This is a genomic window from Yimella sp. cx-51, from assembly GCF_017654605.1.
In the GTDB taxonomy this organism is placed as follows: domain Bacteria; phylum Actinomycetota; class Actinomycetes; order Actinomycetales; family Dermatophilaceae; genus Yimella.
Genome location: NZ_CP072113.1, coordinates 1,706,567 through 1,732,270, shown reverse-complemented (window position 1 = coordinate 1,732,270; position 25,704 = coordinate 1,706,567). Strand labels below are relative to the sequence as shown.

The 25,704-nt window shown below is 66.7% G+C and carries 27 protein-coding genes; 22 read left to right on the top strand and 5 right to left on the bottom strand.

What is annotated here, in order from left to right; translation table 11 throughout:
- The first annotated feature begins 174 nt into the window (after positions 1-174).
- The 3 genes from J5M86_RS08245 to J5M86_RS08235 all read left to right on the top strand — a co-directional run bounded on the left by J5M86_RS08245 (position 175) and on the right by J5M86_RS08235 (position 3,121).
- Positions 175-510 carry a hypothetical protein gene (locus J5M86_RS08245; protein WP_188061082.1) on the top strand — a complete coding sequence of 112 codons (336 nt, stop codon included), beginning with the start codon at positions 175-177 and terminating at the stop codon, positions 508-510.
- Entirely contained in the window at positions 492-1,145 is a 654-nt protein-coding gene (locus J5M86_RS15765; RefSeq protein ID WP_370587352.1) for an ABC transporter ATP-binding protein, read from the top strand. The genes J5M86_RS08245 and J5M86_RS15765 overlap by 19 nt, the downstream gene beginning before the upstream one ends.
- A gap of 1,502 nt (positions 1,146-2,647) precedes the next feature.
- Positions 2,648-3,121 (top strand): hypothetical protein, encoded by a 474-nt coding sequence (locus tag J5M86_RS08235; protein ID WP_188061084.1) that lies wholly within the window; start codon positions 2,648-2,650, stop codon positions 3,119-3,121.
- Positions 3,122-3,137: 16 nt separating this feature from the next.
- On the opposite strand, the gene J5M86_RS08230 is transcribed toward J5M86_RS08235, so the two are convergent.
- The 3 genes from J5M86_RS08230 to J5M86_RS08220 are packed head-to-tail and all read right to left on the bottom strand — an operon-like array spanning position 3,138 to position 5,463.
- Positions 3,138-4,013, bottom strand: coding sequence for a biotin-dependent carboxyltransferase family protein (locus tag J5M86_RS08230; RefSeq protein ID WP_188061085.1), 876 nt, complete (start codon positions 4,011-4,013; stop codon positions 3,138-3,140).
- The gene (locus tag J5M86_RS08225) at positions 4,010-4,663 is read right to left on the bottom strand and encodes an allophanate hydrolase subunit 1 (protein WP_188061086.1); all 654 of its coding nucleotides are present in this window, start codon (positions 4,661-4,663) and stop codon (positions 4,010-4,012) included. The genes J5M86_RS08230 and J5M86_RS08225 overlap by 4 nt, the downstream gene beginning before the upstream one ends.
- Positions 4,663-5,463: a 5-oxoprolinase subunit PxpA gene (locus J5M86_RS08220; protein WP_318275979.1), complete on the bottom strand. Its 801-nt coding sequence runs from the start codon at positions 5,461-5,463 to the stop codon at positions 4,663-4,665. The genes J5M86_RS08225 and J5M86_RS08220 overlap by 1 nt, the downstream gene beginning before the upstream one ends.
- Before the next feature lie 7 nt (positions 5,464-5,470).
- Here J5M86_RS08220 and J5M86_RS08215 point away from each other — a divergent pair, with 7 nt between their 5' ends.
- Together J5M86_RS08215 and J5M86_RS08210 are read left to right on the top strand one after the other, a co-directional pair.
- On the top strand, positions 5,471-5,944 hold the full coding sequence (locus J5M86_RS08215) for a GNAT family N-acetyltransferase (protein WP_188061087.1): 474 nt from the start codon (positions 5,471-5,473) through the stop codon (positions 5,942-5,944).
- A gap of 23 nt (positions 5,945-5,967) precedes the next feature.
- Positions 5,968-6,678: a gamma-glutamyl-gamma-aminobutyrate hydrolase family protein gene (locus J5M86_RS08210; protein WP_188061088.1), complete on the top strand. Its 711-nt coding sequence runs from the start codon at positions 5,968-5,970 to the stop codon at positions 6,676-6,678.
- Here J5M86_RS08210 and J5M86_RS08205 read toward each other — a convergent pair whose 3' ends face one another.
- Positions 6,679-7,122 carry a nitroreductase family deazaflavin-dependent oxidoreductase gene (locus J5M86_RS08205; RefSeq protein ID WP_188061089.1) on the bottom strand — a complete coding sequence of 148 codons (444 nt, stop codon included), beginning with the start codon at positions 7,120-7,122 and terminating at the stop codon, positions 6,679-6,681.
- Between the two features lie 95 nt (positions 7,123-7,217).
- On the opposite strand from J5M86_RS08205, the gene J5M86_RS08200 reads away from it, so the two are divergent.
- The 6 genes from J5M86_RS08200 to pdxS all read left to right on the top strand — a co-directional run bounded on the left by J5M86_RS08200 (position 7,218) and on the right by pdxS (position 12,093).
- A complete protein-coding gene (locus tag J5M86_RS08200; RefSeq protein WP_244328271.1) occupies positions 7,218-7,763 on the top strand; it encodes an HIT domain-containing protein in 546 nt (181 codons plus the stop codon).
- 28 nt (positions 7,764-7,791) lie between these two features.
- Positions 7,792-8,418, top strand: a complete 627-nt coding sequence (gene pgsA / locus J5M86_RS08195) for a phosphatidylinositol phosphate synthase (protein ID WP_188061090.1) — start codon at positions 7,792-7,794, stop codon at positions 8,416-8,418.
- Positions 8,415-9,329: a phosphatidylinositol mannoside acyltransferase gene (locus tag J5M86_RS08190; RefSeq protein WP_188061091.1), complete on the top strand. Its 915-nt coding sequence runs from the start codon at positions 8,415-8,417 to the stop codon at positions 9,327-9,329. Before pgsA ends, J5M86_RS08190 begins: the two co-directional genes overlap by 4 nt.
- Complete coding sequence (locus J5M86_RS08185) at positions 9,326-10,495, top strand: glycosyltransferase family 4 protein (protein ID WP_188061092.1); 1,170 nt, start codon at positions 9,326-9,328, stop codon at positions 10,493-10,495. The genes J5M86_RS08190 and J5M86_RS08185 overlap by 4 nt, the downstream gene beginning before the upstream one ends.
- A complete protein-coding gene (locus tag J5M86_RS08180; protein WP_188061093.1) occupies positions 10,492-11,082 on the top strand; it encodes a hypothetical protein in 591 nt (196 codons plus the stop codon). The genes J5M86_RS08185 and J5M86_RS08180 overlap by 4 nt, the downstream gene beginning before the upstream one ends.
- Positions 11,083-11,202: 120 nt before the next feature.
- Complete coding sequence (gene pdxS / locus J5M86_RS08175) at positions 11,203-12,093, top strand: pyridoxal 5'-phosphate synthase lyase subunit PdxS (RefSeq protein WP_188061094.1); 891 nt, start codon at positions 11,203-11,205, stop codon at positions 12,091-12,093.
- 17 nt (positions 12,094-12,110) lie between these two features.
- On the opposite strand, the gene J5M86_RS08170 is transcribed toward pdxS, so the two are convergent.
- On the bottom strand, positions 12,111-13,085 hold the full coding sequence (locus J5M86_RS08170; protein WP_244328270.1) for a GNAT family N-acetyltransferase: 975 nt from the start codon (positions 13,083-13,085) through the stop codon (positions 12,111-12,113).
- 39 nt (positions 13,086-13,124) lie between these two features.
- Between J5M86_RS08170 and pdxT the strand changes: the two genes are divergently transcribed.
- The 11 genes from pdxT to J5M86_RS08115 all read left to right on the top strand — a co-directional run bounded on the left by pdxT (position 13,125) and on the right by J5M86_RS08115 (position 25,704).
- Entirely contained in the window at positions 13,125-13,742 is a 618-nt protein-coding gene (pdxT, locus tag J5M86_RS08165; protein WP_188061095.1) for a pyridoxal 5'-phosphate synthase glutaminase subunit PdxT, read from the top strand.
- Positions 13,743-13,795: 53 nt separating this feature from the next.
- A complete protein-coding gene (locus tag J5M86_RS08160) occupies positions 13,796-14,557 on the top strand; it encodes a YebC/PmpR family DNA-binding transcriptional regulator (RefSeq protein WP_188061096.1) in 762 nt (253 codons plus the stop codon).
- Between the two features lie 150 nt (positions 14,558-14,707).
- Complete coding sequence (ruvC, locus tag J5M86_RS08155) at positions 14,708-15,274, top strand: crossover junction endodeoxyribonuclease RuvC (RefSeq protein ID WP_188061191.1); 567 nt, start codon at positions 14,708-14,710, stop codon at positions 15,272-15,274.
- A 182-nt stretch (positions 15,275-15,456) separates the two neighbouring features.
- Positions 15,457-16,062 (top strand): Holliday junction branch migration protein RuvA, encoded by a 606-nt coding sequence (ruvA, locus tag J5M86_RS08150; RefSeq protein ID WP_188061097.1) that lies wholly within the window; start codon positions 15,457-15,459, stop codon positions 16,060-16,062.
- An 8-nt stretch (positions 16,063-16,070) separates the two neighbouring features.
- Positions 16,071-17,162, top strand: a complete 1,092-nt coding sequence (gene ruvB / locus J5M86_RS08145; RefSeq protein WP_188061192.1) for a Holliday junction branch migration DNA helicase RuvB — start codon at positions 16,071-16,073, stop codon at positions 17,160-17,162.
- A 132-nt stretch (positions 17,163-17,294) separates the two neighbouring features.
- Positions 17,295-17,618: a preprotein translocase subunit YajC gene (gene yajC, locus J5M86_RS08140; RefSeq protein ID WP_188061098.1), complete on the top strand. Its 324-nt coding sequence runs from the start codon at positions 17,295-17,297 to the stop codon at positions 17,616-17,618.
- 3 nt (positions 17,619-17,621) lie between these two features.
- Entirely contained in the window at positions 17,622-19,589 is a 1,968-nt protein-coding gene (gene secD / locus J5M86_RS08135; RefSeq protein WP_188061099.1) for a protein translocase subunit SecD, read from the top strand.
- A gap of 6 nt (positions 19,590-19,595) precedes the next feature.
- On the top strand, positions 19,596-20,747 hold the full coding sequence (gene secF, locus J5M86_RS08130) for a protein translocase subunit SecF (RefSeq protein WP_370587353.1): 1,152 nt from the start codon (positions 19,596-19,598) through the stop codon (positions 20,745-20,747).
- Positions 20,744-21,265, top strand: coding sequence for an adenine phosphoribosyltransferase (locus J5M86_RS08125; RefSeq protein ID WP_188061101.1), 522 nt, complete (start codon positions 20,744-20,746; stop codon positions 21,263-21,265). The genes secF and J5M86_RS08125 overlap by 4 nt, the downstream gene beginning before the upstream one ends.
- Before the next feature lie 59 nt (positions 21,266-21,324).
- A complete protein-coding gene (locus J5M86_RS08120) occupies positions 21,325-23,622 on the top strand; it encodes a bifunctional (p)ppGpp synthetase/guanosine-3',5'-bis(diphosphate) 3'-pyrophosphohydrolase (protein ID WP_188061102.1) in 2,298 nt (765 codons plus the stop codon).
- A gap of 81 nt (positions 23,623-23,703) precedes the next feature.
- Entirely contained in the window at positions 23,704-25,704 is a 2,001-nt protein-coding gene (locus tag J5M86_RS08115; protein WP_188061103.1) for an acyltransferase family protein, read from the top strand.

The following is a 25,704-nucleotide window of genomic DNA, read 5'->3' as shown; positions in this document are numbered from 1 at the left end:
CGACGGCTAGGTATGAGTCGTTTGGGCCACAGTCGATCTGATCGCTTCCCCTGCCCACAGATGCAAGCAGTTACCCGTTGACTACTGACCCGGGGGGGGGCGTAGCTTTTGCCGCGGGTGTGGTGCTCGTCAGCCCCATCAAAAGGGTAGCAACACATGCACGGAGGGGTTAGCATGAGAACCAAAGCGGCAATAGCTGCCAGCGTGTTGATTGTCGGCGCGCAGACCGCATCGGCAGATACTAGAAGTTATCAGGGCGATGATTTCAGCATCGACACCTACTCAAGGACACAGATGTGGGTTTGTGATCAGGAGTCTGATGGTCACGAGGTCAAGGCGGAGTTCAGGGTGAACGGCTACGGTAATTCCCTCTACCTCTACGACACCGACGGCGCGAATAACGGCTGCCAGAAGCTTGGTTCGTACGCGAACAAGATCTACCAACACCGGACCATCGAGGTACGCAACGCCTTTCCGGATATCGTCGGAGGATGGGTTTACCCCCTGTGAGTCTTGTCGCTGACGACATATGTGTGGAGGTGGGTGGCGAGCTGATCTTGCCACCCACCTCCGTGCAGATCGGCGCCGGTGAGTCCGTCGCCGTTACGGGACCGTCCGGTTCGGGGAAGTCTACTTTTTTGGACTGCATCTCTGGCTGGCGCGGGGCTAGTGGCGGCAGTCTAGTGATCGGCGATACGAAAATATCTGCGCTCTCGGCACGTCAGCGGTCCCATTTTAGGCGAGCCAGTGTCGGCGTCATCTTTCAAGAAGCCCATCTACTCGGTGAGTTAACCGTGGCCGAAAACGTGGGCATCGTCGCCCGTTTCCGCGGCGATCAAAGAGCGATGGCGCAGATTCCAGACGTCCTGAGTGAGGTCGGTCTTGGCGACAGAGCACGCAGCTCCGTAAGTAGATTGTCAGGTGGCGAGGCGCAACGGGTCGCGGTAGCCCGCGCTGTCGTCTCCGCTGTGGGAGTGCTCGTCGCCGATGAGCCAACAGCTGCCCTGGATCGTGTAAACGCTGACCTCGTGGCTGGCCTGCTTGTTCAAGCGTGCAGGGCGCGCAACATACCGTTGGTGCTAGCTACGCACGACCCAGCCGTGGCCGCGCGGTGCACTCAATCCGTGGAGCTCGGCGCCTCGTGACTCGAGCGCAGACCGTCCTCCGGCTCGGTGCCGGGCTAGCCCTTCGAAGGGATCGCCAACACCTATGGCGCGCCCTAGTGGTAGCAGCAACCGTGTTCCTGTCGTCTTCCTGTCTATCAGTTGCGTTGGGTTGCATCAAAGGGGCTGCCTACTCGGCTGGTCAGACTGCGGCGAGAACGCCAATGGTGCTGGACTCGTCCGGTAAGGCGAGCGACGGACTGACTATGGTGCAGCGCGGGCCGATATGGCACGGGTATCAGGTGCCGGTGGTGTGGCTCGATCCAGGCGCGACGTCTACGCTCGTACCGCCGGGCCTGCGCAAAGTTCCGGACCCTGGCACGGTGGCGATTTCGCCGGCACTCGAAGCTGCCGGGTTCAGGCTCGACCCCCTAGGCCTGCGAGTGGGTGATGCGGGATCCGGTCCGCGCGGCACGATCGGTCCTGAGGGCCTGGGTGCAACAAGCGAGTTCCTCGTGTATGCGCGACCACCGGCTGGACGTACTGTCGGCACCGACGGCGTGCGTTACACGGTCACATCGTTCGGGATCCCTCGTGGCTTCACCATGTCACCCGATGCCACCAAGATCGCCTTTCCCTGGCGCATGGAGACTGACTCGCCTGCGCCGAGCATCATCCGTGAGTCGCTGACAGTCGGGCTCCTGATCGCCTTGCCCTGCTTGATGCTGTTGTGGGCTGCAGGCGGAGCCTTGTCGGGCACGCGGGAGAACCGATTACATACGCTTGACCGCCTCGGCATCGGGCGCGGAGCGCGTCGAGCGGTGGGTGCCGTTGAGACCGCCGTCGTCGCAGTACCAGCGGCAGCGGTGGGCAGCGCCCTGGCGTGGCTATGGCTGCGAGACCTCACCGGCATACCAGGACGTGGCCTGAGCTACCCGCCGGGAGAGCTAGGAATTAGCTCCCTCGAGTCGATCGTGATAGGTGCAGTCGTGGCCGCAATCGCCATTGCGTTCGGTTCACGACTCACACTCAGGGCTGCACAGGGCCGCGCGTCCGCTCGGAAGGGAGGTAGCGGTGCCGTAGGCGCTCGAGTGGGCTCCAAAGTTGCTCCGGCTGGACTTGTTACCGGACTGATTGTGCTCGTTCTTTCCAGACAGCTGTCGTCACCTCCATTGCTCGGTGTCGGGATCGTGATCGTTTCGTTGTGCCTGCCCTTCTCAATGCCGGCGGTCGTAAGCCGGGCGGCGCGCTGGCTCCCGCTCGGCGACCCTTCGTGGTGGCTAGCCACCAGACGAGTTGTCTCCAATCCCGTCGGACTAGCACGGCCGGCCGCTGCGATGGCACTTCTGGTCTTCACGCTGGTCGGCACAACAGGAATCCAGGCAAAGCTCAGCGACCCATTGGCTGGCGACGCGGGGGACACCACCTCAGCCCGATTGGTCTGGCGAGGCGGTCAGCCAGGCGACGTGGGCAGACTGATCGCCGTCGCTGGAAACGCTCAGGTACGTCCGAGCCCACCCTCAGAGGGAGCGCCCACTGGAAGCGTGGATATCGTCGGTAGCCCTGAAGACATCGACAAGGTTCACGCAATTTCCAACACCATGTTCGCGGCACCGATGCTGCGCGGTGGCCCAGGCTTGCGCTACCACCTCGGCTCGTCGTGGCTGGCGCCGATAGCCGTAGCAGCGATCGCCCTGCTTGTCATTGTTGCGCTCGTCCTACTTGGCAACCGAGCACTGAGTCTCGTCCAGGATGACGTGGGCATGTTGAGGACAGGTCTCGGCCTGGACGACGTGAGCCGAGTCCAGCGTAAAGAGTTGGTCATTCCGGCCCTCGTCGCAATCCTGCTGGGCGCGGGGTGCGGCATGGTCTTGCTGTGGGCCGGAGCGCTACTCGACTTCACCGAAACACCGTTTGGGTGGATTTTCGGCGGCGTTCTGGCTGTTGTCGGGCTATCCCTGGTATTGATCTGGTTCGTTTCAACGATCGCGATGGCTGAGCGAGAGATTGAGGAGTAGCCGACCCAGCCGAAGCTCAACTGCGAAGCTGCCGCTGAGCAATACAGAAGCGCACCGTTTCGCCGGGCCGACATTGCGCGATGCGGTCGACCTGGTCGTCGGCCACGACACCGATCACCGGGTAGCCGCCGGTCGGGGGATGGTCAGCGAAGAAGACAATCGGTTGGCCGTTCGCGCTCACCTGCACCGAGCCACGCACCATGCCCTCGCTGGGTAGCTCGTCGCTCCGGTTCCGCTGCAGAGCAGGGCCGTCCAGCCGTCCGCCGACGCGATCGAGGTCGCTCGACATCGTCCAGGTCGTGCTGGTCAGCAGCGCGACTGACTCGGGCGTGAACCAGTCGCCCCGTGGGCCGAGCACGATCTCGGCCTCGACCGGAGTGCGCCAGGCCGTCGGCTCGGCGAAGCCGACGAGCGGTTCCCCGGCGACCAGATCACCGGCCTCCAAGAGATCGCCCGGCGTCATGGGTGCCGGGCCGAGCGCGGAGGTCGGCGAACCGGAGGCACTGCCGAACAACCTCGGCGCATCGAAACCACCGCGAAGGGCCAGATAGGTCCACACGCCCATCACGGCCGGCGCGATGCGGACGACTTGCCCGGCGCGGACAACGAAGGCTTCGGCGTGCGGTGCGGGCCGGTCGCCAACGGTGGCGGCAGCCGGAGCGCCCGTGAGTGCCATGACCGCGTCGACCAGTGCTCGCAGCTCGATCGGGGCGGGCATGAACTCCAGAGCCGGTGCGTCGATCTCGTTGCCCACCAGGCGATTTGCTGAGTGGAGGGAATTGCGGTCGACTGCGCCGCCCGTCGGGACGCCGAGATGGGCATGGCCGGGTCGGCCGAGATCCTGCAGCGTCATGAGGCCGCCGACGCTGAGCACTTCGATCGCAGACGTCATTGGGCCACCTCGAAGCGCACCCGTCGGCCCGGTATCAGCCGGGCTGGCTCATCACGTCCGGCATCCCAGGTGCGCAACTCGGTGCGACCGATCAATTGCCAGCCTCCTGCGGAAGCGCTCGGGTAGATGCCCGAGTACGAGCCGGCGAGTCCGACCGAACCGGCAGGCAAGCGGGTACGCGGACGAGCGAGCCGGGGGATGGAGACATCGAAGGGCGGCTCGGACGCTTCGTCGCGAACCAGGTAACCGAAGCCGGGCGCGAACCCGGCGAAGTCGACCGTCCAGGTGCTTCCCGTGTGCCACTCGACCAGTTCGTCGGTGCTCGTGCCGAGGATCTGCGCGAGCGAATCCAGGTCGGGGCCGTCGTAGACAGTGAATACGACCAACTCACTGAGCTCGCCGTCGGCCACCAGCTCCGCGACGGGGTCGTCCGACGCCAGCGCACGCAACTCACGGGCGACGGACGCCGGTTCGACGCCGGGACGCACACGCACCAGCACCGTCCGGGCGGCGGGCACCTGCTCGACGACGTCGTCCGCGAGGAAGCCGGTGCTCCGCGCAGCCCGCAGCGCACGGTCGAACCGGCGTCGCGCGGCTTCGTCGGGCAGGTCGACCAGGATCGCGTACGAACCGCAGGGCAGCAGGCGCATCAGCGCACGAACGAGGTGAGGTCGACGCCCGCGTCGGTGAGAGCACGACGCACTGACCGGGCCACCGCGACGGCGTCGGGGGAGTCGCCGTGCACGCAGATCGAGTCGACCTCCATCGTCAGTTCGGTACCGTCGACGGCCGTCAGCTGCCCGGTCGTGACCATGCGCACGACTCGTTCGGCGATGGCCGCCGGCTCATGCAGCACGGCACCCGGCTGATCGCGCGGCACCAACGTCCCGTCCTGGGTGTGGGCCCGATCGGCGAAGCCTTCCCGGACGGTGCGCAAACCTGCTTCGCCCGCAAGGGCGAGGAACACCGAGCCGGGCAGCCCGAGCACCGGCAGCGAATCGTCATATGCCGCAACGGCCTTCACCACCGCAGCGGCCTGAACTTCATGGTGCACGATCGCGTTGTAGAGCGCGCCATGCGGTTTCAAGAAGGCCACCCGGCCGCCGCAGGCACGGGCGATGCCGTCGAGTGCGCCCAGTTGGTAGAGCACGTCGGCGTACAGGTCGTCAGGGCTGACGTCGATGAAGCGCCGACCGAAACCGGCCAGATCGCGATAGCCCACTTGCGCGCCGATGACCACGCCATGCGCCACCGCGTCCTCGCAGGTGCGCACCAGCGTGGCGGGGTCACCGGCGTGGAAGCCACACGCCACATTCGCGGAGGTGATCACCGACATCAGCGCGGCATCGTCGCCGAGCCTCCAGCGCCCGAAGGACTCGCCCAGATCAGCGTTGAGGTCGATGCGCATGGTCGCCATTGTGCGGTATTCGGCGCCGCGCTGTGCTTGCATGGCCACCATGACCGTCCGTATCGAGCGCGCTCAGCGCGAGCACGCGTTGATCCTCGGCGCCCTGACCCTCCAAGCCGACCTCGAGTACGGGGGCACCAAGCGGGACGGCTTCCTCAGTGAGTACGCCGACGCCTGGTTGGCCGAATTCGACCAGATGCCCACCTGGATCGCCTTCTCCGGTGACGGCTCAGCGATTGGGTTCGTGCAGACCAGCCACGTGCGCAAACTGCCGAGCCTGTGCCGGACGACCACCGGCTGGCTGCACGTCAAGAATGTTTTCGTCACCAAGACGGCACGCGGCAACGGCATCGCCGAACGGCTGCTGCGCACGATGATCGCCTGGGGCGAGAAACATGACATCGAGCGATACCAACTCAACGCAGAGCCGAAGGCACGCAGCCTGTACGAACGCATGGGCTTCGAGGCGCCGGGGGAACGGCTCATGGTGCGGCAGGGGAGCACCACCACACGCCGAGGGTGATCGCACGTTCGTAGGGTGGGCACATGGCACACAGCACGTCCCGCCCCGTGATCGCTGTCGCAGCCCGCTTCTGCGCCGACCCTGACGGCAACCCGTCGATCGGCATGGAGGTGCGCCGATCGGTGGCTTCTGCGCTGCAGGCTGTCGGCGCGCTGCCGATCATGCTCGCCCTCGACGATCCCGCGCTCATCCCGCAAGCACTCGACCTGGTCGACGGCGTCGTGATGCCCGGCGGCGGTGACTCCGATCCGAACCACTACGGCCAGGCCGTCAAGCACAGCAAGCTCAACCAGGTCGCGCCCGAGCAGGACGCCTGCGATCTCGCCCTGCTGCGAGCAGCGCTCGAACGGCAGCTGCCGATTCTGGGTATCTGCCGCGGGATGCAATCGCTCAACATCGCCCTCGGCGGCGACCTGCTCCAACACCTGGACGAGACCGACGTCGCCCATCGCGACAGCACCCACCCGATCGAGGTCTGCACGGACGGATCGGTTATCGAGCAGATGATGGGCTCTCGCCGTTTCGACGGACGATCACTGCACCATCAGGTGCTCGACCGCGTCGCCGATGGCCTCCGCGTCACTGCTCGAACGCAGGACGGCGTCGTGGAAGCTGTCGAGCATCGTGAACATCCCTGGGTGGGCGTCCAGTGGCACCCCGAACTCGCCTGCGCCACCGGGCCCGTCCAGCTCGGGCCGTTCCGCTGGTTGGTCGACCAGGCAGCCGCCCGCTGATCAGTCGGCGCTGCGCGGCTCCACCAGCAGCACCGGGATCTGCCGGTCGGTCTTGGTCTGGTACTCCGCGTAAGGAGGGAAGGCCGCGACGGCACGCTCCCACCATTCTTCGCGCTCGGCACCACTGAGTTCGCGGGCCACGCCGTCGATGAACTGGTCGCCGTCCTGCACGGTGACCTCCGGGTTGGCGGTGACGTTGTGGTACCACGCGGGGTTTTCCGGCGCGCCACCCTTGGATGCCACCACGGCGTAACTGCCGCCGTGCTCCACACGCATCAACGGCACCCGGCGCAGCAGCCCCGACTTACGGCCACGGATGGTGAAGACCACGACGTCCATGCCGTTGATGCCCACTGACTTCGTCGTGCCGGTCTCATCGATCTTTGCCAGCTGGTCGGCGACCCACGGGGTCTTCTCCGGCGCGTACTCACCCTGCAATGGCATAGCGACTCCTCGATTCGAGTTGGCAGCGACGCCGCCACCTGAGCGTGGCAACGGCCCGTCACGGCCAGCCTATTCCCCGGCCGTAGGATCGAGCCGTGAGCCAGCGAGACGAGCACGCAGACGGATTCGCCCGCGTCCCCGACGGATTCGAGCGGCTGTGGACGCCCCACCGGATGGCGTACATCGAGGCCGACAAGCCCGAAGACAGCGACGACGAGGCCTGCCCCTTCTGCGCGGCACCCAAGAAGGACGACGAGGTCGGGCTCATCGTGCACCGCGGCGAGCACTGCTACGCGGTGATGAACCTCTTCCCCTACAACCCGGGGCACCTGCTCATCTGCCCCTACCGTCACGTGCCGCGCTATCTCGACCTCACCGACGCCGAGACGCAGGAGTTCACCCAGCTCACCAAGGACGGCATCCGCGCCCTCGAAGCCGCCGCGGCGCCCTTGGGTTACAACATCGGCATGAACCAAGGCGAGGTGGCCGGCGCCGGCGTCGCGGCCCACCTGCACCAGCACATCGTTCCGCGATGGGGAGGCGACTCGAACTTCTTGCCGATCATCGCCCAGACCAAGGCGCTGCCCCAACTGCTGGAGGACGCGCGTTCGCGGCTCGCCGACGCATGGCCGGGGAAGTGAGCGGTCAACTGGGTACCGTGGTCGCACCATGCTGAACAAGTACGCCCGAGCGTTCTTCACCAAGCTCTTCACCCCCATTGCCAAACTCTTCCTCAAGATGGGCATCAGCCCCGATGTCGTCACGATCATCGGCACGCTCGGGGTCTGCTTCGGAGCGCTCGCTTTCTACCCGCGCCACGAATTCCTCATCGGGACGCTGGTGATCACCGCCTTCGTCTTCAGCGACACCATCGACGGCGTCATGGCGCGCATGTCGGGGCGTTCCAGCCTGTGGGGCGCCTACCTCGACTCCACCCTTGACCGCGTCGGCGACGCCGCGATCTTCGGCGCGCTGGTGCTCTACTACGGCGGCGACCAGGGCCACAACATGGTGCTGGCCGGCCTCGCCCTGGCCTGCCTGATCCTGGGCAGCGTCGTCTCCTACGCCAAGGCCCGAGCAGAAGGCCTGGGCATGACCGCCAACGTCGGCATCGCCGAGCGCGCCGACCGTCTGGTCGCGGTGTTGGTCACCACGGGTCTGTGCGGCTGGTTCCTGCGTCCGTGGGAGACCTGGATCATGGGCACTGTGCTCGGCCTGCTGGCGCTCGCGAGCTTCATCACCGTCCTGCAGCGCATGCTCACCGTGCGGACGCAGGCCCTCGGCAAGCCCCTGTGAGCCTCGGCGACGCGGCGCAGGTCGCCGGCTTCCGCGCCGCCTGGAAGCTGGTCTGCAAGCTCCCCGAACCAGCGGCCTACGCACTCTTCGACCGCATCGCCGATGCCACCTTCCGCCGCGGCGGCAAATCGGTCGATCGCATGCGCTCCAACTACGCCAAGATCCGCCCCGAGCTGTCGCCCGACGAGCTGAACGAGCTGGTGCGACAAGGTATTCGCTCGTACATGACCTATTGGTGCGATGCCTTCCGGCTGTCGATCCACACGCCTGAACAACTGCACGAACGGATGAGACTCACCGGCGCCGACGTCGAAGCCCGGGCCATCGTGGAGCGCGGCGAGCCGATCATCCTGTTTCTCGGGCACATGGGCAACTGGGATCTCGCTGGTGCGTGGTCGACCACGTATTTTGCCCCCGTCACCACGGTCGCCGAGCGATTGAAGCCGGAGGAACTCTTCGAAGAATTCCTGGCCTTCCGCGAGGGCCTCGGCATGACGATTCTGCCGCTGACCGGTGGCGACGGCACCTACCCCGCGCTGGTCGAAGCGCTGCGCAACGGAGGATTCGTGCCGCTGCTGGCCGACCGCGACCTCACCTCGCACGGCGTCGAGGTCGACCTGCTCGGTCATCGCATCAAGGCGGCCACCGGTCCCGCCCGGCTCGCGCTCGACACCGGCGCCGCGTTGTTCCCGCTCTCGGTGAGCTACGAGACCCTGCCTGGGCGAGGCGCTCCGCGGGTGGTGGCGCACTTCGGTGAACGCGTCCGCGTGCCGGAAGGCGAGCGTCCGCACCAGGTGCAGCAGATGACCCAGCAGTGCATCACGGCCCTCGGCGATGTGATCCGCACGCACACCCAGGACTGGCACATGATGCAGCGCATCTTCCTCGAGGATTTCGAGGACCTGCGGTGAGAGTCGGGTTGGTCAGCCCCTACTCATTCGACGTGCCGGGCGGCGTCCAGCTGCACGTGCGCGACCTGGCCGAGTACCTCATCGGGCACGGCCATTACGTGGAAGTGCTGGCACCCGCCGAACCCGACACCGTGCTCCCGCCGTACGTCGTGAGCGCAGGCAGCGCACTGCCGGTGCCCTACAACGGCTCGGTCGCCCGGCTGACCTTCGGCCCGGTGACTTCGGCGCGGGTGGCCCGCTGGATCGAAGGCGGCCGGTTCGACGTGTTGCACGTGCACGAACCCATCAGCCCGAGCGTGTCGATGCTCGCGATGTGGGCTGCCGACGGACCCCTGGTCGCCACTTTCCACACCAGCAACACCAAGTCGCGGGCGCTGCTCGCGGCCGGGCCGATGTTGCAGCCCGGGCTGGAGAAGGTCATGGGGCGCATCGCGGTCTCGTCCGAGGCCCGCAGGTTCGTGCGGCGACACATCGGCGGTGATGCGGTCGTCATCCCGAACGGCGTCTACGTCGACAAGTTCGCCACGGCGCCGATCGATGCGCGGTGGCAGGGCACCCAGGAGCGTCCGACGATCGCCTTCCTGGGGCGCATCGAAGAGCCGCGCAAAGGGCTGCACGTGCTGCTCGACGCGATGCCGCAGCTTCTCGCCGCTCACCCCGGTCTGCGCCTGCTCGTGGCCGGCCCGGGCGATCCGAAGGAGGTGCTGGAGGGACGTCCTGAGCAGGTCGTGCGCGCCTGCGAGTTCCTCGGACCGATCAGCGACGCCGAGAAGCAGTCGTTCCTTCGGTCGGTCGACATCTACGTCGCACCCAACACCGGCGGGGAGAGTTTCGGCATCATCCTGGTCGAAGCGATGAGCGCCGGGGTCGCCGTCGTGGCCAGTGACATCCCGGCCTTCCGCGCCGTCCTGGACGACGGGTGGGCAGGAGCACTCTTCGCCAACGAACACGCCGACGAACTGGCCGACGTCGTCCTCGAACTGCTTGCCGTACCGGCCGATCGCGGGCTGCGGGCCGAGCAGGGGAGCCGGCGGGCGCGCAGGTTCGACTGGTCGCGAGTGGCGGCCGATGTCGTGTCGGTGTACGAAACGGTGTGTGCCGGGGCGCCCGCCACCAGTGCTGCATCCGAAGTTCGTCCCCTCAGATGGTGGAGGTCGAGAGCATGATCGATCAGGTGTGGTTCTGGGTGGTCCTGGTGATCGCCGTCCTCGCGGTGATCGCGTGGTACCTCTCCTACACCGCGGCTCGTCTCGACCGCCTCCACGCACGACTCGAGGGATCGGTTTCTGCGCTGGACGCCCAACTGGTGCGCCGAGCGGATGCGGTGATGGAACTCGCGCATTCGGGCATGCTCGATCCAGCCAGTTCAATGCTGCTGGTGCAGGCCGCCACAGCGTCGCTGGACGAGGCTGACACGGCGCAGGTGCACGACGAAGTGAGGGAACTCGGTATCGACCGTGAACGTGCCGAGGTGGAGTCGCAGCTCACCCAGACCCTGCGAGCGACCCTCACCGCCGAAGCGGCTCGCGGTGTGCGCGAACATCGCGGCGGCGAGGAAGTGCTGCAGCGGGTGCAGCAGGGTGGCCAGCGGGTCAATCTCGCCCGGGCCTTCCACGACGATGCGGTGCGCGCAGTGCGACGGGTGCGTTCGCAGCCGATGGTGCGAGTATTCCGGCTGGCCGGTCGCACCACCATGCCGCAGGTCGTCGACTTCGACTCCGAGCAATCGAGCGCGGACGACCTCCTCGTCTGAGCGCGTGACGACATGCGGACGTGGCAGCAAAGTGCCACCGACGTCGATTTGGCCCTAAGTGGCCTCGCGGTGGTTCTAGCGTGGTGGTCGAACCTGTTGTCGACCAAGGAGTCCTCACTGATGAACCAGACCGCCACCGGCACCGCTCGCGTCAAGCGAGGCATGGCCGAGATGCTGAAGGGCGGCGTGATCATGGACGTCGTCACCCCCGACCAGGCGAGGATCGCCGAGGACGCTGGGGCAGTTGCGGTGATGGCGTTGGAGCGCGTGCCAGCCGACATCCGGGCCCAGGGCGGCGTCTCGCGGATGAGTGATCCCGACATGATCGATGGGATCATCGAGGCGGTGTCGATCCCGGTCATGGCCAAGGCCCGGATCGGACACTTCGTGGAGGCCCAGGTGCTGCAGAGCCTGGGCGTCGACTACATCGACGAATCCGAAGTGCTCACTCCCGCCGACTACGCCAACCACATCGACAAGTGGCAGTTCACGGTGCCCTTCGTGTGTGGTGCGAACAACCTGGGCGAGGCGCTGCGCCGCATCACCGAGGGTGCGGCGATGATCCGCTCCAAGGGTGAGGCCGGCACCGGTGACGTCTCGAACGCCACGACGCACATGCGCCAGATCCGCCAGGAGATCCGCCGCCTGCAGAACCTCCCCGAGGACGAACTCTTCGTCGCGGCAAAGGGATTGCAAGCGCCCTACGAACTGGTCAAGGAAGTCGCCGAACTCGGCAAGCTGCCGGTGGTGCTCTTCACCGCGGGAGGTATCGCCACCCCGGCCGACGCGGCCATGATGATGCAACTCGGCGCCGAAGGGGTTTTCGTCGGTTCCGGAATCTTCAAGAGCGGCAACCCTGCCGAGCGGGCTGCCGCCATCGTGAAAGCCACCACCTTCCACGACGACCCCGACGTCATCGCGAAGGTCTCCCGCGGTCTCGGCGAGGCGATGGTCGGCATCAACGTCGACGACATCCCGGTGCCGCACCGCCTGGCCGAACGCGGCTGGTGACCTAGCCGCCGGGTCGATCAGTGAAAACTGATCGACCCGGACGGCACCTCGATGGACAGCTCATTCCCGTAGGCCAATCCGGGAAGGTCGGGCATCAGCAGTTCCAGCACCGAATCAGCCTGGAAGTGAGCGGGTTTGGTCTCCGGATGCGGGTAGTAGACGTATCCGAAGAGCGTGGTTGCAGCCCATTTCACGAAGCATCGAACGAACGAAAAGGTCTCTGCATCATGGTGATCGGTCCAGGCGACATCGGTGAGAGTGAGCGTCGGGCGGTCGATCGTCACCCGCGCACCCACGTCCAGGTTGATCGTCGCAGGACGCAGCCCGCTCAGGTCGACACCACGGGCGGCGAAGTGCGGCAGCTGCAGACTGATGGTGCCGGCCGGGTGCGGGGAGTCGGCCGCCGCGCCGGAGGCCACCCCGTGACCGGGCACGACCGTCCCGCTCAGCACCTGCCGACCCATCGAATCCGGCAGCACATAGAACCTCACATCGGGTTCGTCCGGCGGCAGCCACAGCGGGCGCGCATGGCCCACGAGCTGCCAGCCACGGTGCTCGTAGACGCTGCTCGCCGGATTCTGCGTCTGGGTGGTCACATCGAGCACCGGCGTTCGCCCACCGCCGCGGATTTCAGCGACTGCCGTGTCGAGCAACCGGCCACCCACTCCCTTGCCGATGACGTCCAGATCGACGAACAGCGAAGAGACACAGCCGAGTTCGCTGTTCGGTCGGCCGGTGCTGCGCGACCACACGGAGTGGATCTCATCATCCGGCACGATCGTCGACGACACATGGCCGACCACCACCCCGTCCACCTCGGCCACCCACGCCGCGCGCTCGGTTCCACGGGCGATGAAGTCGGCAGCGGGTTCGGACAGCGGCCACACCAGCGGGTAGCGCGAAACCGGCTGCTGGCGGCCCATCACCTCGACGAGAGCGGCCACATCTTCGGGGCGCCGAGGACGAATGACGACGGCTTCGCGGGATTGCACCCGACGAGGCTAGCCGGACGAATGACGAAAGGTTGATCAATGACGCAGCAGCCCACGGTCGGAGTGCTCGCCGTCCAGGGGGACGTCCGCGAGCACCTCGGCGCCCTCGAAAGCACGGGTGTGGTGGCGATGCCGGTCCGGCGTTCCTCGGAGCTGGCCGAAGTGGCCGGGCTCGTGCTCCCTGGCGGAGAGTCGACCACGATCGACAAGCTCATCCGCATCTTCGAGTTACGTGATCCGATCCGTGCGCGGATCGCCGACGGCATGCCGGTCTACGGGTCATGCGCCGGAATGATCCTGCTCGCTGACCAGATCGTCGACGGCACGACCGATCAGCTGCCGATCGGTGGGATGTCGATCTCCGTGCGGCGCAATGCTTTCGGACGTCAGGTCGACTCCTTCGAATGCCATCTCGACATGCCGGTTGTCGGGCCCGAACCCGTCCAGGCCGTGTTCATCCGAGCGCCGTGGGTGCAGGAATGGGGAGGCGCGGTCGAGGTGCTCGCACGCGTGCCCGAGGGGCACGGTGATGCGTCCGGGCGGCCGGTCGCAGTGCGGCAGGGCAATCTGCTCGCCACGTCCTTCCACCCCGAAGTGACCGGCGACCATCGGGTGCACTCCTACTTCGCGGCCATGGTGCGGGCCGCAGCGCCGTAAGATGAACGACGGCCGCAAGGCCGTACGTCACGGACAACTGTGTAGAGGGAGACATGAGCGGTCACTCCAAGTGGGCGACGACGAAGCACAAGAAGGCTGCGATCGACGCCAAGCGGGGCAAACTCTTCGCCAAGCTCATCAAGAACATCGAGGTCGCGGCACGTCAGGGCGGCGGCGACCCCGGAGGAAACCCCACCCTCTACGACGCCATCCAGAAGGCGAAGAAGTCGTCGGTGCCCAACGACAACATCGACCGCGCCGTCAAGCGCGGCTCGGGTGCTGAAGCCGGTGGCGCGGAGTACATGACCCTCATGTACGAGGGCTATGCACCCGGTGGCGTCGCGTTGCTCATCGAGTGCCTCACCGACAACAAGAACCGCGCTGTGGCGGAGGTGCGCACCGCGCTACAGAAGAATGGTGGCTCGATGGCCGACAGCGGGTCGGTCGCCTTCCAGTTCCACCGCAAGGGTGTCGTGATCGTCCCCAAGGGCGAGAACACCGAGGACGACCTGCTTGAGATCGTGCTCGACGCGGGCGCCGAGGAGATCAACGATCTGGGCGAAGCCTTCGAGATCGTCTCCGAGGCAGGCGACTTCGTCGCGGTGCGTGAGGCATTGCAGGCTGCCGGCGTCGACTACGACTCGGCCGAGTCGTCCTGGCTGCCCACCGTCGAGGTGCCACTCGACAAGGACGGCGCCAAGAAGATGTTCCGTGTCATCGAGGCACTGGAAGACTCCGACGACGTGCAGAACGTCTTCGCCAACGGTGATGTCTCCGACGAGGTGCTGGCCGAGCTCGACGCCGAAGAAGACTGATCACGCCGCAGACGTGACGGACCCCGCGAGCCCCCGCTCGCGGGGTCCGTTCGTCTCCATTCGACGAGCGCGCGGCGAGTCGTGCCCGAGCGGCCCGGCGGGCCCGGTTAGAGTCGTGGCTCACCCGAACATGTGTGCGAGGAGATGAGTGTGCGCGTTCTCGGCGTCGACCCTGGGTTGACCAGGTGCGGCATCGGTGTCGTCGACGGCGGAATCGGCCAGCCGGTGCAGTTGGTGGCCGTCGGTGTCATCCGGACGCCGGTGCACGACGACCCGGCCGAACGTCTGCTCAGCCTGCAGACCGAGATCGACCAATGGATGTCCGACCACGAGCCGGACGTCGTCGCCGTCGAGCGGGTCTTCGCCAAGGCGAACATCAAGGGGATCATGGGCACCGCGCAGGCCTCCGCCGTGCCGATGCTCGCCGCCGCCCGACGAGGGCTGCCGCTGGTGCTGCACACCCCCAGTGAGGTGAAGGCGTCCGTCACCGGCAACGGCCGCGCCGACAAGGCCCAGGTCACCGCGATGGTCACCCGCATCCTTCGTCTCGACACCGCCCCCAAACCGGCCGACGCCGCCGACGCTCTCGCCCTGGCCATCTGCCACGTGTGGCGCGGCGGCGCGCAGCAGCGCATTGCCAAAGCAGCTGCTGCACAACGAGTTTCCCGACCCGAGGAGCACCAGGTGCCCCGCACCGTCAGTAGGTACGCACGATGACCATCACCCCACGAAGTTCTCCGCTCGTGCCTCGCTCCGATACTTCGCGAGGACCCCGATGACCATCACCCCACGAAGTTCTCCGCTCGTGCCTCGCTCCGATACTTCGCGAGGACCCCGATGACCATCACCCCACGAAGTTCTCCGCTCGTGCCTCGCTCCGATACTTCGCGAGGACCCCGATGATCGCTTCCATCCGCGGCGCCGTTTTGAGCGCCGGTCTCGACCACGTCGTCGTCGAGGTCGGGGGAGTGGGCATGCTCGTCCACACCACTCCCGTGCATGCGGGGGCAGCCCGCACCGGCCAGGAAGCCACGTTCTTCACCACCCTCGTCGTGCGCGAAGACTCGCTCACGCTCTACGGCTTCGCCGAGGATGCCGAGCGCAAACTCTTCGAACTCGTGCAGACCGTCAGCGGCGTCGGGCCCCGGCTGGCCATGGCAATGCTCGCGGTGCACGCACCCGAGGTGTTGCGCGACGCCATTGCCGGTGGCGACGTGCCGACGCTGGTGAAGGTGCCCGGAATCGGCAAGAAGGGCGCCGAACGCATCGTCCTCGAACTCAAGGACAAGGTGGGCGTCATCGGTGGCCTCGCGACCCCGCTTCCCGTCGAGCCTGTCGCTGCACCTCAGGACGAAAACCATCAGCAGGTGGTCGATGCGCTCGTGGGCCTGGGTTGGTCGACCAAGCAGGCGCAGGACGCCGTCGAGCGTGTCGCCAAGACCGACGACGCCCCGCGTGAGGTGTCGGCCCTGCTGCGTGCCACCTTGCGACACCTGGGCCGGTGACCCCAGCCATGAACGACCACTACGACGACGACTCCTACGAGGCCACCGCGCGCATCGTCGACCCTGGCGGAGCGCCGGACGAACGCCACTTCGAGGCCGCGCTCCGGCCGCGCCGGTTGTCGGAGTTTCCCGGTCAGCCGCGGGTGAGCGAGCAGCTCGGCCTGGTGCTCGCCGCCGCCAAGCGGCGTGGCACCACGCCCGACCACGTGCTGCTCTCCGGCCCTCCTGGCCTGGGTAAGACGAGCCTGGCGATGATCATCGCGGCCGAGTTGGAGCAGCCGATCCGCATCACCAGCGGACCGGCGATCCAGCACGCCGGCGATCTGGCCGCCATTCTGTCGTCGCTGGCCGAGGGTGAAGTGCTCTTCCTCGACGAGATCCACCGCATGGCTCGGGCCGCTGAAGAAATGCTCTACCTGGCAATGGAGGATTTCCGCGTCGACGTGATCGTCGGCAAGGGCCCGGGTGCGACCGCCATCCCGTTGGAACTCCCGCCGTTCACCGTCGTCGGTGCCACCACCCGAGCCGGACTGCTGCCTGCGCCGTTGCGCGACCGGTTCGGCTTCACGGGTCATCTCGACTTCTACACCGCCGAAGATCTTGCCGCGATCCTGCACCGCAGCGCCGGTCTGCTCGGCGTGGAGTCGACGCGTCAGGGCATCGCCGAGATCGCCGGCCGCTCGCGCGGGACGCCTCGCATCGCCAACCGCTTGCTGCGGCGGGTGCGCGACTACGCCCAGATCCACGGCAGCGAGGTGGTCGACCAGCCGTCGGCCATGGCCGCCCTCAAGCTCTTCGACGTCGACGCCAAGGGCCTCGACCGGCTCGACCGCGGCGTGCTCGAAACACTGTGCAAGCGTTTCGCCGGAGGACCCGTCGGCCTCACCACGCTCGCCGTCGCGGTGGGGGAGGAGCCCGACACGGTCGAGACGGTGGCCGAGCCCTACCTGGTGCGGGAGGGTTATCTGCTGCGCACACCCCGCGGGCGCGCCGCCACCGCCTTGGCGTGGCAGCACCTTGGGCTCACCCCACCCAAGGACGCGGGAACGTGGGCGCAGCAGCCCACGTTGCCAGAGACGGAGGGTCGTTTCAGCGACTGAACGGCCGTCGGATCACGCACCGAAGTTGGGTCGCGCGTCCGGCTCACCTAGACTCACTCGGCGGTGCATCGTGCCCTTTCGCGGTCCGATGCCTGTCACAACCACACGATCGATGCAGGGAGCACCACTCACATGCACGCACTCGCCACTCAAGCGAGCGGTCAATCCTCCTCCGGTGTCATCCTGCTGCTGCTGCCCTTGGTGCTGCTGGCCGTGATGTTCTGGTTCAGCCGTCGCCGACAGAAGCAGTTCGCGCAGGCGCAGAAGGAGATCGAGGTCGGCGAAGAGGTGTCGACCACCTCCGGACTGTTCGGACGCCTGGTCGCCATGGACGACCAGACCGCCACCTTGGAGATCGCACAGGGCGTGCAGGTGCAATTCGACCGTCGGGCGATCGTCCCGCGCCGCATCATCGAGCCGCTGCCGACGTCCGGCGACACCGACGAGAAGGCCTGAGGTATGGCGACCCGTACCCGTCGTGCCCCGGCCGGCAAGCCCAAGCGCACGCTCTTCCTGCTTCTGCTCATCATCGCCGCCCTCTTCGGCGGCATCGCCGCGACGACCGTGTGGGGCAACCCCAAGGGTCAGTGGACCCCCAAGCTCGGCCTCGACCTCGAGGGCGGACGCCAGGTCGTGCTCGAACCCGTGTTGGGCGCTGGCCAAACGGTGAACGCCGGACAGGTCAACCAGGCCGTGAGCATCATCCGTCAACGTGTCGATGGTTCCGGTGTCGCCGAGGCCGAGGTCAGCACGCTGGGTGACCGCAGCATCGTCGTGGCGATTCCGGGAAACCCGTCCAAGGAGATCCTCGATTCGCTGGCGCAGTCGTCGCAGTTGATGATCCGTGCGGTCATCCAGGCGAGCCAGCCGACCGCCGATCAGGCGGCACAGCCGACGCTGCCGTTGCCGCCAAGCGCTCCCGCGAGCACGTCGGCGTCGCCGAGCGCGTCCACGCCTGCCACCTCGTCGCCGGCCGCCACCAGCAGCCCGACCTCGCAGGCCACCCAATCACCAGCGTCCTCCAGCGCCCCCAAGGCGTCCTCCACCAGCGCCAACGCGCCGTTCCCGGAGGCCTACGCCGCGGCTGCCGAATCGACCCCTCCGGCCGCTCCGACTGCTACGCCGTCGGCGCAGCCCACGCTGCCGGGAGCGCCGACCGCTTCGGCCACCCCGCAGACCGCGCCCGGCGAGCCCACCAGCCCCTCCGACACCGCGTGGGCGTCCAAGCCGGTCAGTGATTTCTGGATCAAGCAGGGTCTGGCCAAGAAGGGCGAGACCTACACCAACCTGCTCCAGGCACTCAGCTGCACCAACTCCAACGCCAAGGCCGGCCCGACCGCCGCGCAGTGGCGTGAGGCCTCTGCCCAGGCACCCTCCACCGAGCCGACGGTCGCCTGCACCAAAGAAGGCAACGAGACCCTCCTGCTCGGCCCGGTCGAGGTGCAGGGCGCCTGGATCACCGATGCCTCCTTCGGTCAGCGCACCAACCAGCAGGGCATCGCCACCGGCGAGGTGGGCGTCAACCTGGAGTTCAACGACAGGGGCAAGGCCGCCTTCGGCAAGATGACCCAGCGCATCTCGGTGCTGCAGGGCGACCAGAACCGTTCGGCCATCACCGTCGACGGCGTCGTGATCTCGGCCCCCACCACCAGCAGCGCGATCAACGACGGCCGCGCCGAGATCAGCGGTGGATTCACTGCTGACAGCGCTAAGACTCTCGCCGACCAGTTGAAGTTCGGTGCTCTTCCGGTGAGCTTCAAGGAGCTCACCTCCGACCAGATCAGCCCGCAGCTGGGCGCCGACCAGTTGCAGAAGGGCCTGCTCGCCGGCCTGATCGGCATGCTGCTCGTCGTCCTCTACTCGCTGCTGCAGTACCGTGCGCTCGGCCTGGTCACCGTCGCATCGTTGATCGTGGCCGCCGTGCTGAGCTACGGCGCCGTCACCTTCCTGGGCTACGCGAACAACTTCCGACTCACCATGGCCGGCATCACCGGACTCATCGTGTCGATCGGTATCACCGCGGACAGCTTCATCGTCTACTTCGAACGAGTACGCGATGAAGTCAGATCAGGACGTCCACTCCGGACTGCGGTTGAGACCGGTTGGGCCCGCGCCAAGCGCACGATCATCATTTCGGACGCCGTCAACTTCCTCGCCGCCGCCGTGCTCTACGTGCTGTCGGAGTCGAGCGTCAAGGCGTTCGCGTTCACCCTCGGTGTCACCACGCTGATCGACCTCGTCGTCGTCATGATGTTCACCCATCCGATGCTCAGCCTGCTGGCCCGCACGAAGTTCTTCGGCAACGGTCACAACTGGTCCGGTTTCAGCCCGGAGCGCCTGGGCGCGAGCGGCGTCACGTACGCAGGTCGAGGCCGCGTCACGATCGCCGACCGCAAGGCCGCGGCTGCCGCGGAAGGAGCGCTGTAACTCATGATGAGCTTCGCGAAATTCGGAAACGACCTCTATACCGGACGTCGACAGTTCGACATCGTCGGACGCCGTAAGTTGTGGTTCGCCATCTCGGTCGTGCTGCTGGCGTTGGCTGCGGTCGGTCTGTTCGGCCGCGGGCTGAACCTCGGCCTGGAGTTCAAGGGCGGCTCCGAGCTGCGGGTGCAGGGCGTCTCCAACATGACCGATTACGAGCAGCGGGCCAAGGACGTCGTCCGCACCGCCACCGGTATGAACGAGACGATCAGCGTCACCAAGCTCGGCACCAACCAGATCCGCATCCAGGCCAAGACGCTCGGTGGCGAATCCGGTAGCGCCACCTCCGCGGCCAACACCGAGAAGGTGTCGAACGCGCTGGCCACGGAGTTCAAGGTGCCGGCCACGTCGGTCGACAGCTCCTACATCGGCCCGTCGTGGGGAAAGACCGTGACCAACAAGGCCATCATCGCGTTGGTGGTCTTCCTCGTCTTGGTCTCGGTGGTGCTGGCGCTCTACTTCCGCACCTGGGCGATGGCCTTCTCCGCTCTCGTCGCACTACTGCACGACCTCGCGTTCACGGTGGGCATCTACGCCCTCTCCGGGTTCGAGGTGTCGCCGGCCACCATGATCGGCTTCCTGACGATCCTCGGTTATTCGATCTACGACACCGTCGTGGTGTTCGACAAGGTGCGCGAGAACGGCCAGGAGGCCTTCGCCACCGGTCGCAGGTCGTACGCCCAGGCCGCCAACTATGCGGTCAACCAGACGTTGGTGCGGTCGATCAACACCTCCGTGGTGGCGTTGCTGCCGGTCGCCTCGATCCTCGTCGTCGGTATCACGCTGCTCGGCCCGGGCACCCTGCTCGACCTCGCTCTGGCGTTGTTCATCGGTATCGCGGTGGGCACCTACTCCTCGATCTTCATCGCGACCCCGTTGCTGGTCTTCCTGCGCAACCGTGAGCCAGGCGTGCAGGAACTCTCGCGCCGTGCCGCGCAGTACCAAGCGGCGACCGGAACCTCCGATGCGGACGATGACAGCGCCGAGGTCTCCTCGGGTGTCGTCGACCCCGAGCGCGAGAAGGAGCTCGCCGCGGCGCGTGCCGAGCGAGCCTCCCGCAAGCGCGAGGTCCACCCCTGGGCCACCAAGGACACCGAATGAGCGACGTCGAGCAGGTGCTGTTAGCGCACGTGCACGACATCCCCGACTTCCCGAAGCCGGGTGTGCTCTTCAAGGATCTCAACCCGCTGTTCGCCGATGCGGCAGCATTCGCGAGGGTGCTCACCGACATCGCCGAGCGCTGGCAGGGCCAGATCGATCTGGTCGGTGGCATCGAGGCCCGTGGGTTGATCGTCGGTGCACCGCTGGCACAGGTGATGCAGGTGGGATTCCTGCCGGTGCGTAAGGCCGGCAAGCTTCCCGGCGATACCATCAGCCAGTCCTACGACCTCGAATACGGCCAGGCCACCATCGAGGTGCCGGCGCAGTCGTGCGCGGGCCGGCGCGTGCTCCTGGTCGACGACGTCCTCGCCACCGGTGGCACCGCCACCGCTGCCGCGCAATTGTTGGAGCGAGCCGGCGCAACCATCGTCGGGGTCGAGTTCCTGCTCGAGATCGCTGCACTGGACGGCCGCCGCCACCTCAAGGGCCGTCAGATCAGCGTCGTCGCTTCCGTCTGACGGATGTGAGCTCACCGGGCGTGGCGAAGGGAGCCTGCTCGGGCCATTAAGCTCTCGTCATGGTTCAGGAGGAGCGTTCGGGTTCAAGGGTTCGCGCGCGGTTGGTGCGCCTCGGATCACCACGCGCCCCGCAGAACACCGTGCTGGCTCCGTTGCTGCGGACCGTCCGTTCACACCACCCCAAGGCCGACCCCGCGCTCATCGAACGCGCCTACACCGTCGCCGAGCGAGCCCACCGCGGCCAGACCCGCAAATCAGGTGACCCCTACATCACCCACCCGCTCGCGGTCACCACGATCCTCGCCGAGCTCGGTATGCAACCCGCGGTGCTCGCTGCGGCACTGCTGCACGACACCGTCGAGGACACCGACTACTCCCTGACCCAACTGCGGGACGACTTCGGCGACGAGATCGCGCTGCTGGTCGACGGCGTCACAAAGCTGGACAAGATGACCTACGGCGATGCTGCGCAGGCAGAGACCGTGCGCAAGATGGTCGTGGCGATGGCCAAGGACATCCGGGTGCTGGTCATCAAACTCGCTGATCGCCTGCACAACGCGCGCACGTGGCGGTACGTCTCGGCCGAGTCGGCCACCCGTAAGGCCAACGAGACCCTCGAGATCTATGCTCCGCTGGCGCACCGGCTGGGTATGAACACCATCAAGTGGGAGCTCGAAGACCTCTGCTTCGCGGTGCTCCACCCGAAGGTCTACGACGAGATCGCGCGGATGGTCGCCGATGCTGCACCCGCACGGGAGCAGTACCTTCAGGGCTTTCGCGAGCACGTGACCGGTGACCTGCGCGAAGCCCGGATCGATGCCACGGTCACCAGCCGCCCGAAGCACTACTACTCGGTCTACCAGAAGATGATCGTCCGCGGCCGGGAGTTCAAGGACATCTACGACCTCGTTGCGGTGCGCATCCTCGTCGACTCCGTGCGCGACTGTTACGCCGTGCTCGGCACCCTGCACACCCGTTGGAACCCTGTGCCGGGCCGGTTCAAGGACTACATCGCCACCCCGAAGATGAACATGTACCAGTCGTTGCACACGACGGTCATCGGGCCGGACGGCAAGTCGGTCGAGATCCAGATCCGCACCCACGCCATGCACCACCGCGCCGAGTACGGTGTCGCCGCACACTGGAAGTACAAGGACGACGCCAAGGCAGGCCCGGCGGGTGGATTGCCGACGGCACCTGACGGCGCGCAACTCGATGAGATGGCGTGGTTCCGGCAGCTGCTGGAGTGGCAGCGTGAGACGGCCGACCCCGACGAGTTCCTCGACAACCTCCGTTTCGACGTCGGTAGCCAGGAGGTCTACGTCTTCACGCCCAAGGGCGAGGTAGTGGGACTGCCGGTCGGATCGACGCCGGTCGACTTCGCCTACGCCGTCCACACCGAGGTCGGCCACCACACCATCGGAGCCCGCATCAACGGACGCCTTGCGCCGCTGGAGTCTCCGGTGGAGAACGGCGATGTCGTCGAGATCCTCACCAGCAAGGCCGACGGAGCCGGTCCGAGCCGCGACTGGCTGGGCTTCGTCAAGAGTCCGCGTGCTCGCAGCAAGATCAGGCAGTGGTTTTCCCGTGAGCGCCGCGAGGAGGCCATCGACTCCGGTAAGGACCAGCTGGCCAAGGCGCTGCGCAAGCAGGGGCAGGGCATCCAGCGGCTGATGAGCAATGACCTGCTCACCCAGGTGGCCAAGGACCTCCACTACCAGGACATCGACGCTCTCTACGCCGCCATCGGTGACAACCATGTCTCGGCCGAGCACGTCTCGAGGTTGCTGCGTCAGGCGATCGGCGCCGACGACGAGGGGCAGAACCAAGCCGCCGACGAGCCGTCCGAGCCGATCATCACCCGGGCCGAGAGCCGCCGCCGCCCGACCGACTCTGGGGTCACCGTGGTGGGCACCGACGACGTCTGGGTGAAGCTGGCCCGATGTTGTACCCCGATGCCTGGCGACGAGATCATCGGCTTCGTCACCACCGGCCACGGCGTGTCGGTGCACCGGGACGACTGCACCAATGCCGACCAGTTACGCGCCCAGCCCGACCGGCTGATCGATGTCACCTGGGCGCCGTCCGCAGCCAGCGTGTTCATGGTGCAGCTCCAGGTGGAGGCACTCGACCGCAAGGGCCTGCTCTCCGACATCACCCGGGTGCTGTCGGAGCAGCACGTCAACATCCTGTCGGCCAACCTCAACACTGCCCACAACCGAGTGGCCATCTCCCGCTTCACCTTCGAGATGGGTGACGCCGGACATCTCGACCACGTCATCCGTGCGGTGCGCAGGGTCGACGGAGTTTTCGACGTCTACCGACTCACCGGAAGCGGCCACCGCGTCGGAGCCTGACTGAGTCTCGAAGGTCACGGTTGCATGTAAGCCCGGCGATTCGCGTGGCGTTGACCACTTCGACCGCACAGACTGGCGGTCATGCGCGTCGGGGGACCTGCCGCGGCTGAACCTGCCGCGAAGAAGAGCTACGTCAGTGGACTGGACGGGCTGCGGGCGGTCGCAGTCATCGCCGTCATTGCTTACCACCTCGACCTGAGTTGGGCGCGCGGCGGATTCCTCGGCGTCGATGTCTTCTTTGTCATCAGCGGTTACCTGATCACTTCACAACTGTGGGTGCGAGCCCGCTCGGGTCAGGGCGCGGTGCACCTCGGCAGCTTCTGGCAGGCTCGAGCCCGCCGCCTGCTGCCGGCGCTCGTTGCCGTGCTGATCGCCACCACGCTCGCCCAGGTCGTCCTCGGCCGTGAGCAACTGCGCACGTACCTCGGCGACCTCGGCGCTGCGGCAAGTTACACCTCCAATTGGTGGTACGTGCTGCACGAACGCTCGTACTTCGAGGCGTTCGGACGCCCCCCTGCGCTGCAACACCTGTGGTCGCTCGCGGTGGAGGAGCAGTTCTACCTCTTCTGGCCGCTCGTGGTCGCAGCGGTGGCATGGATGTTCCGGCGCTCGGTCGTGGCGCGCCGTCGCGCACTCTTCACGCTCTGCCTGCTCATCGCGGCAGCGTCGGCGATCTGGATGGCCTTCGGAACTTGGCGCTCCGGTGCACCGTTGTCGGCCGACGCCTCACGGTTCTACTTCGGCACCGACTCCCACAGCTCCGGACTTCTGCTCGGTGCCGCACTCGCCGTCTGGCGTGACGGCGCGGGCTTCGGGTCGTCGGTGCCCGCGTTACGCCCCGCGCGGTGGGTGACGACACTCCTCGGTGTGGCTGCCCTCGGTGTCGTGGTGTGGTCTTTCTGGGCCATCGATTCGTGGTCGGTGCCGTTGTACCGCTACGGCTTCGCCGCTCTCGGCGTCGTCACCGCCGTTCTCATCGCCGCAGCGACCCGCCCCGGCCCCCTCGCACGAGCGCTCGATCTGCCACTTCTCGCCGCGATCGGCAGGCGCTCCTACGGCTTGTACCTGTGGCACTGGCCGGTCTTCGTCTTCACCAGGCCGGGAGTGGACGTCCCGCTCACCGGTCACGCGAACATCGCCCTGCGACTGGCGTTGACGGCCGTGCTGGCCGAGATCAGTTACCAGGCGATTGAGCAGCCGATCCGTGCGCTCGGTGTGCGAGGTGCCTGGCGACAACTGCGCACGCATCGCCTGGGCCGGGTAGCCCGTCCGGCCTTCGTCGCGCTGCTCGTCGCGGTGACGGCGGCTGCTGCTTCTGCCGCCACCTTGAAGCCGGCAGCAACCGCGACGGACGGTGGCATCACCGCCGCGGTGGAGGAGCCCGAGACACCGACTCCGTCCACCAAGCCGTCCACTGCTGCACCGAGCACCACCACGACGTCGACTTCGGTGCCCTCTCCGCCGTCGTCGGTAACAATCCCCAGCAGTACCTCCGCCCAGTCGACGAGCCCGACCTCCTCGCCGGTCGCGAGCAGCACCACTGGGACCACCACTTCCTCACCACGTACGTCTTCCAGCACCACCGCGAGCGAGACCAGGAGCGCTTACGGTCAGACCGCCGGCATGTCGCTGACGGTCTACGGTGACTCCTTCGCCATTGGCGCGTCCAACGGCTTGAAGCGCCGGTTCAGGTCTGTCGACATGCATGCCGTGGTGGGGGAGCAGGCCTACACGCTGATCAATCAGCTTGCAGCACAGGCAAGTTCGATCCGCACGGATGTGCTGCTCATCCACACCGGAAACAACGGCGTCGTTGACAGTTCCGCGTTGGCGGCGGCGATCGCCAAGGTGCCGCCCGGCGTCAAGGTCGTGCTGGCCTATCCGCGCGTGCCCCGGCCTTGGCAGGGTGCGGTGCTCTCGCAGCTGCGCGCGGTCGCGGCGTCCTCGCCCCGGGTGCGGGTGGCCGACTGGTACGGCCTGGCCAACGGTCAGCCCGGCTGGTTCGCCGACGGGGTGCACCCCAACGGCGCCGGAGTGCGTGAGTACGGCAATCTCATCCAGCGCACCGTGCTCGGTGGCTGA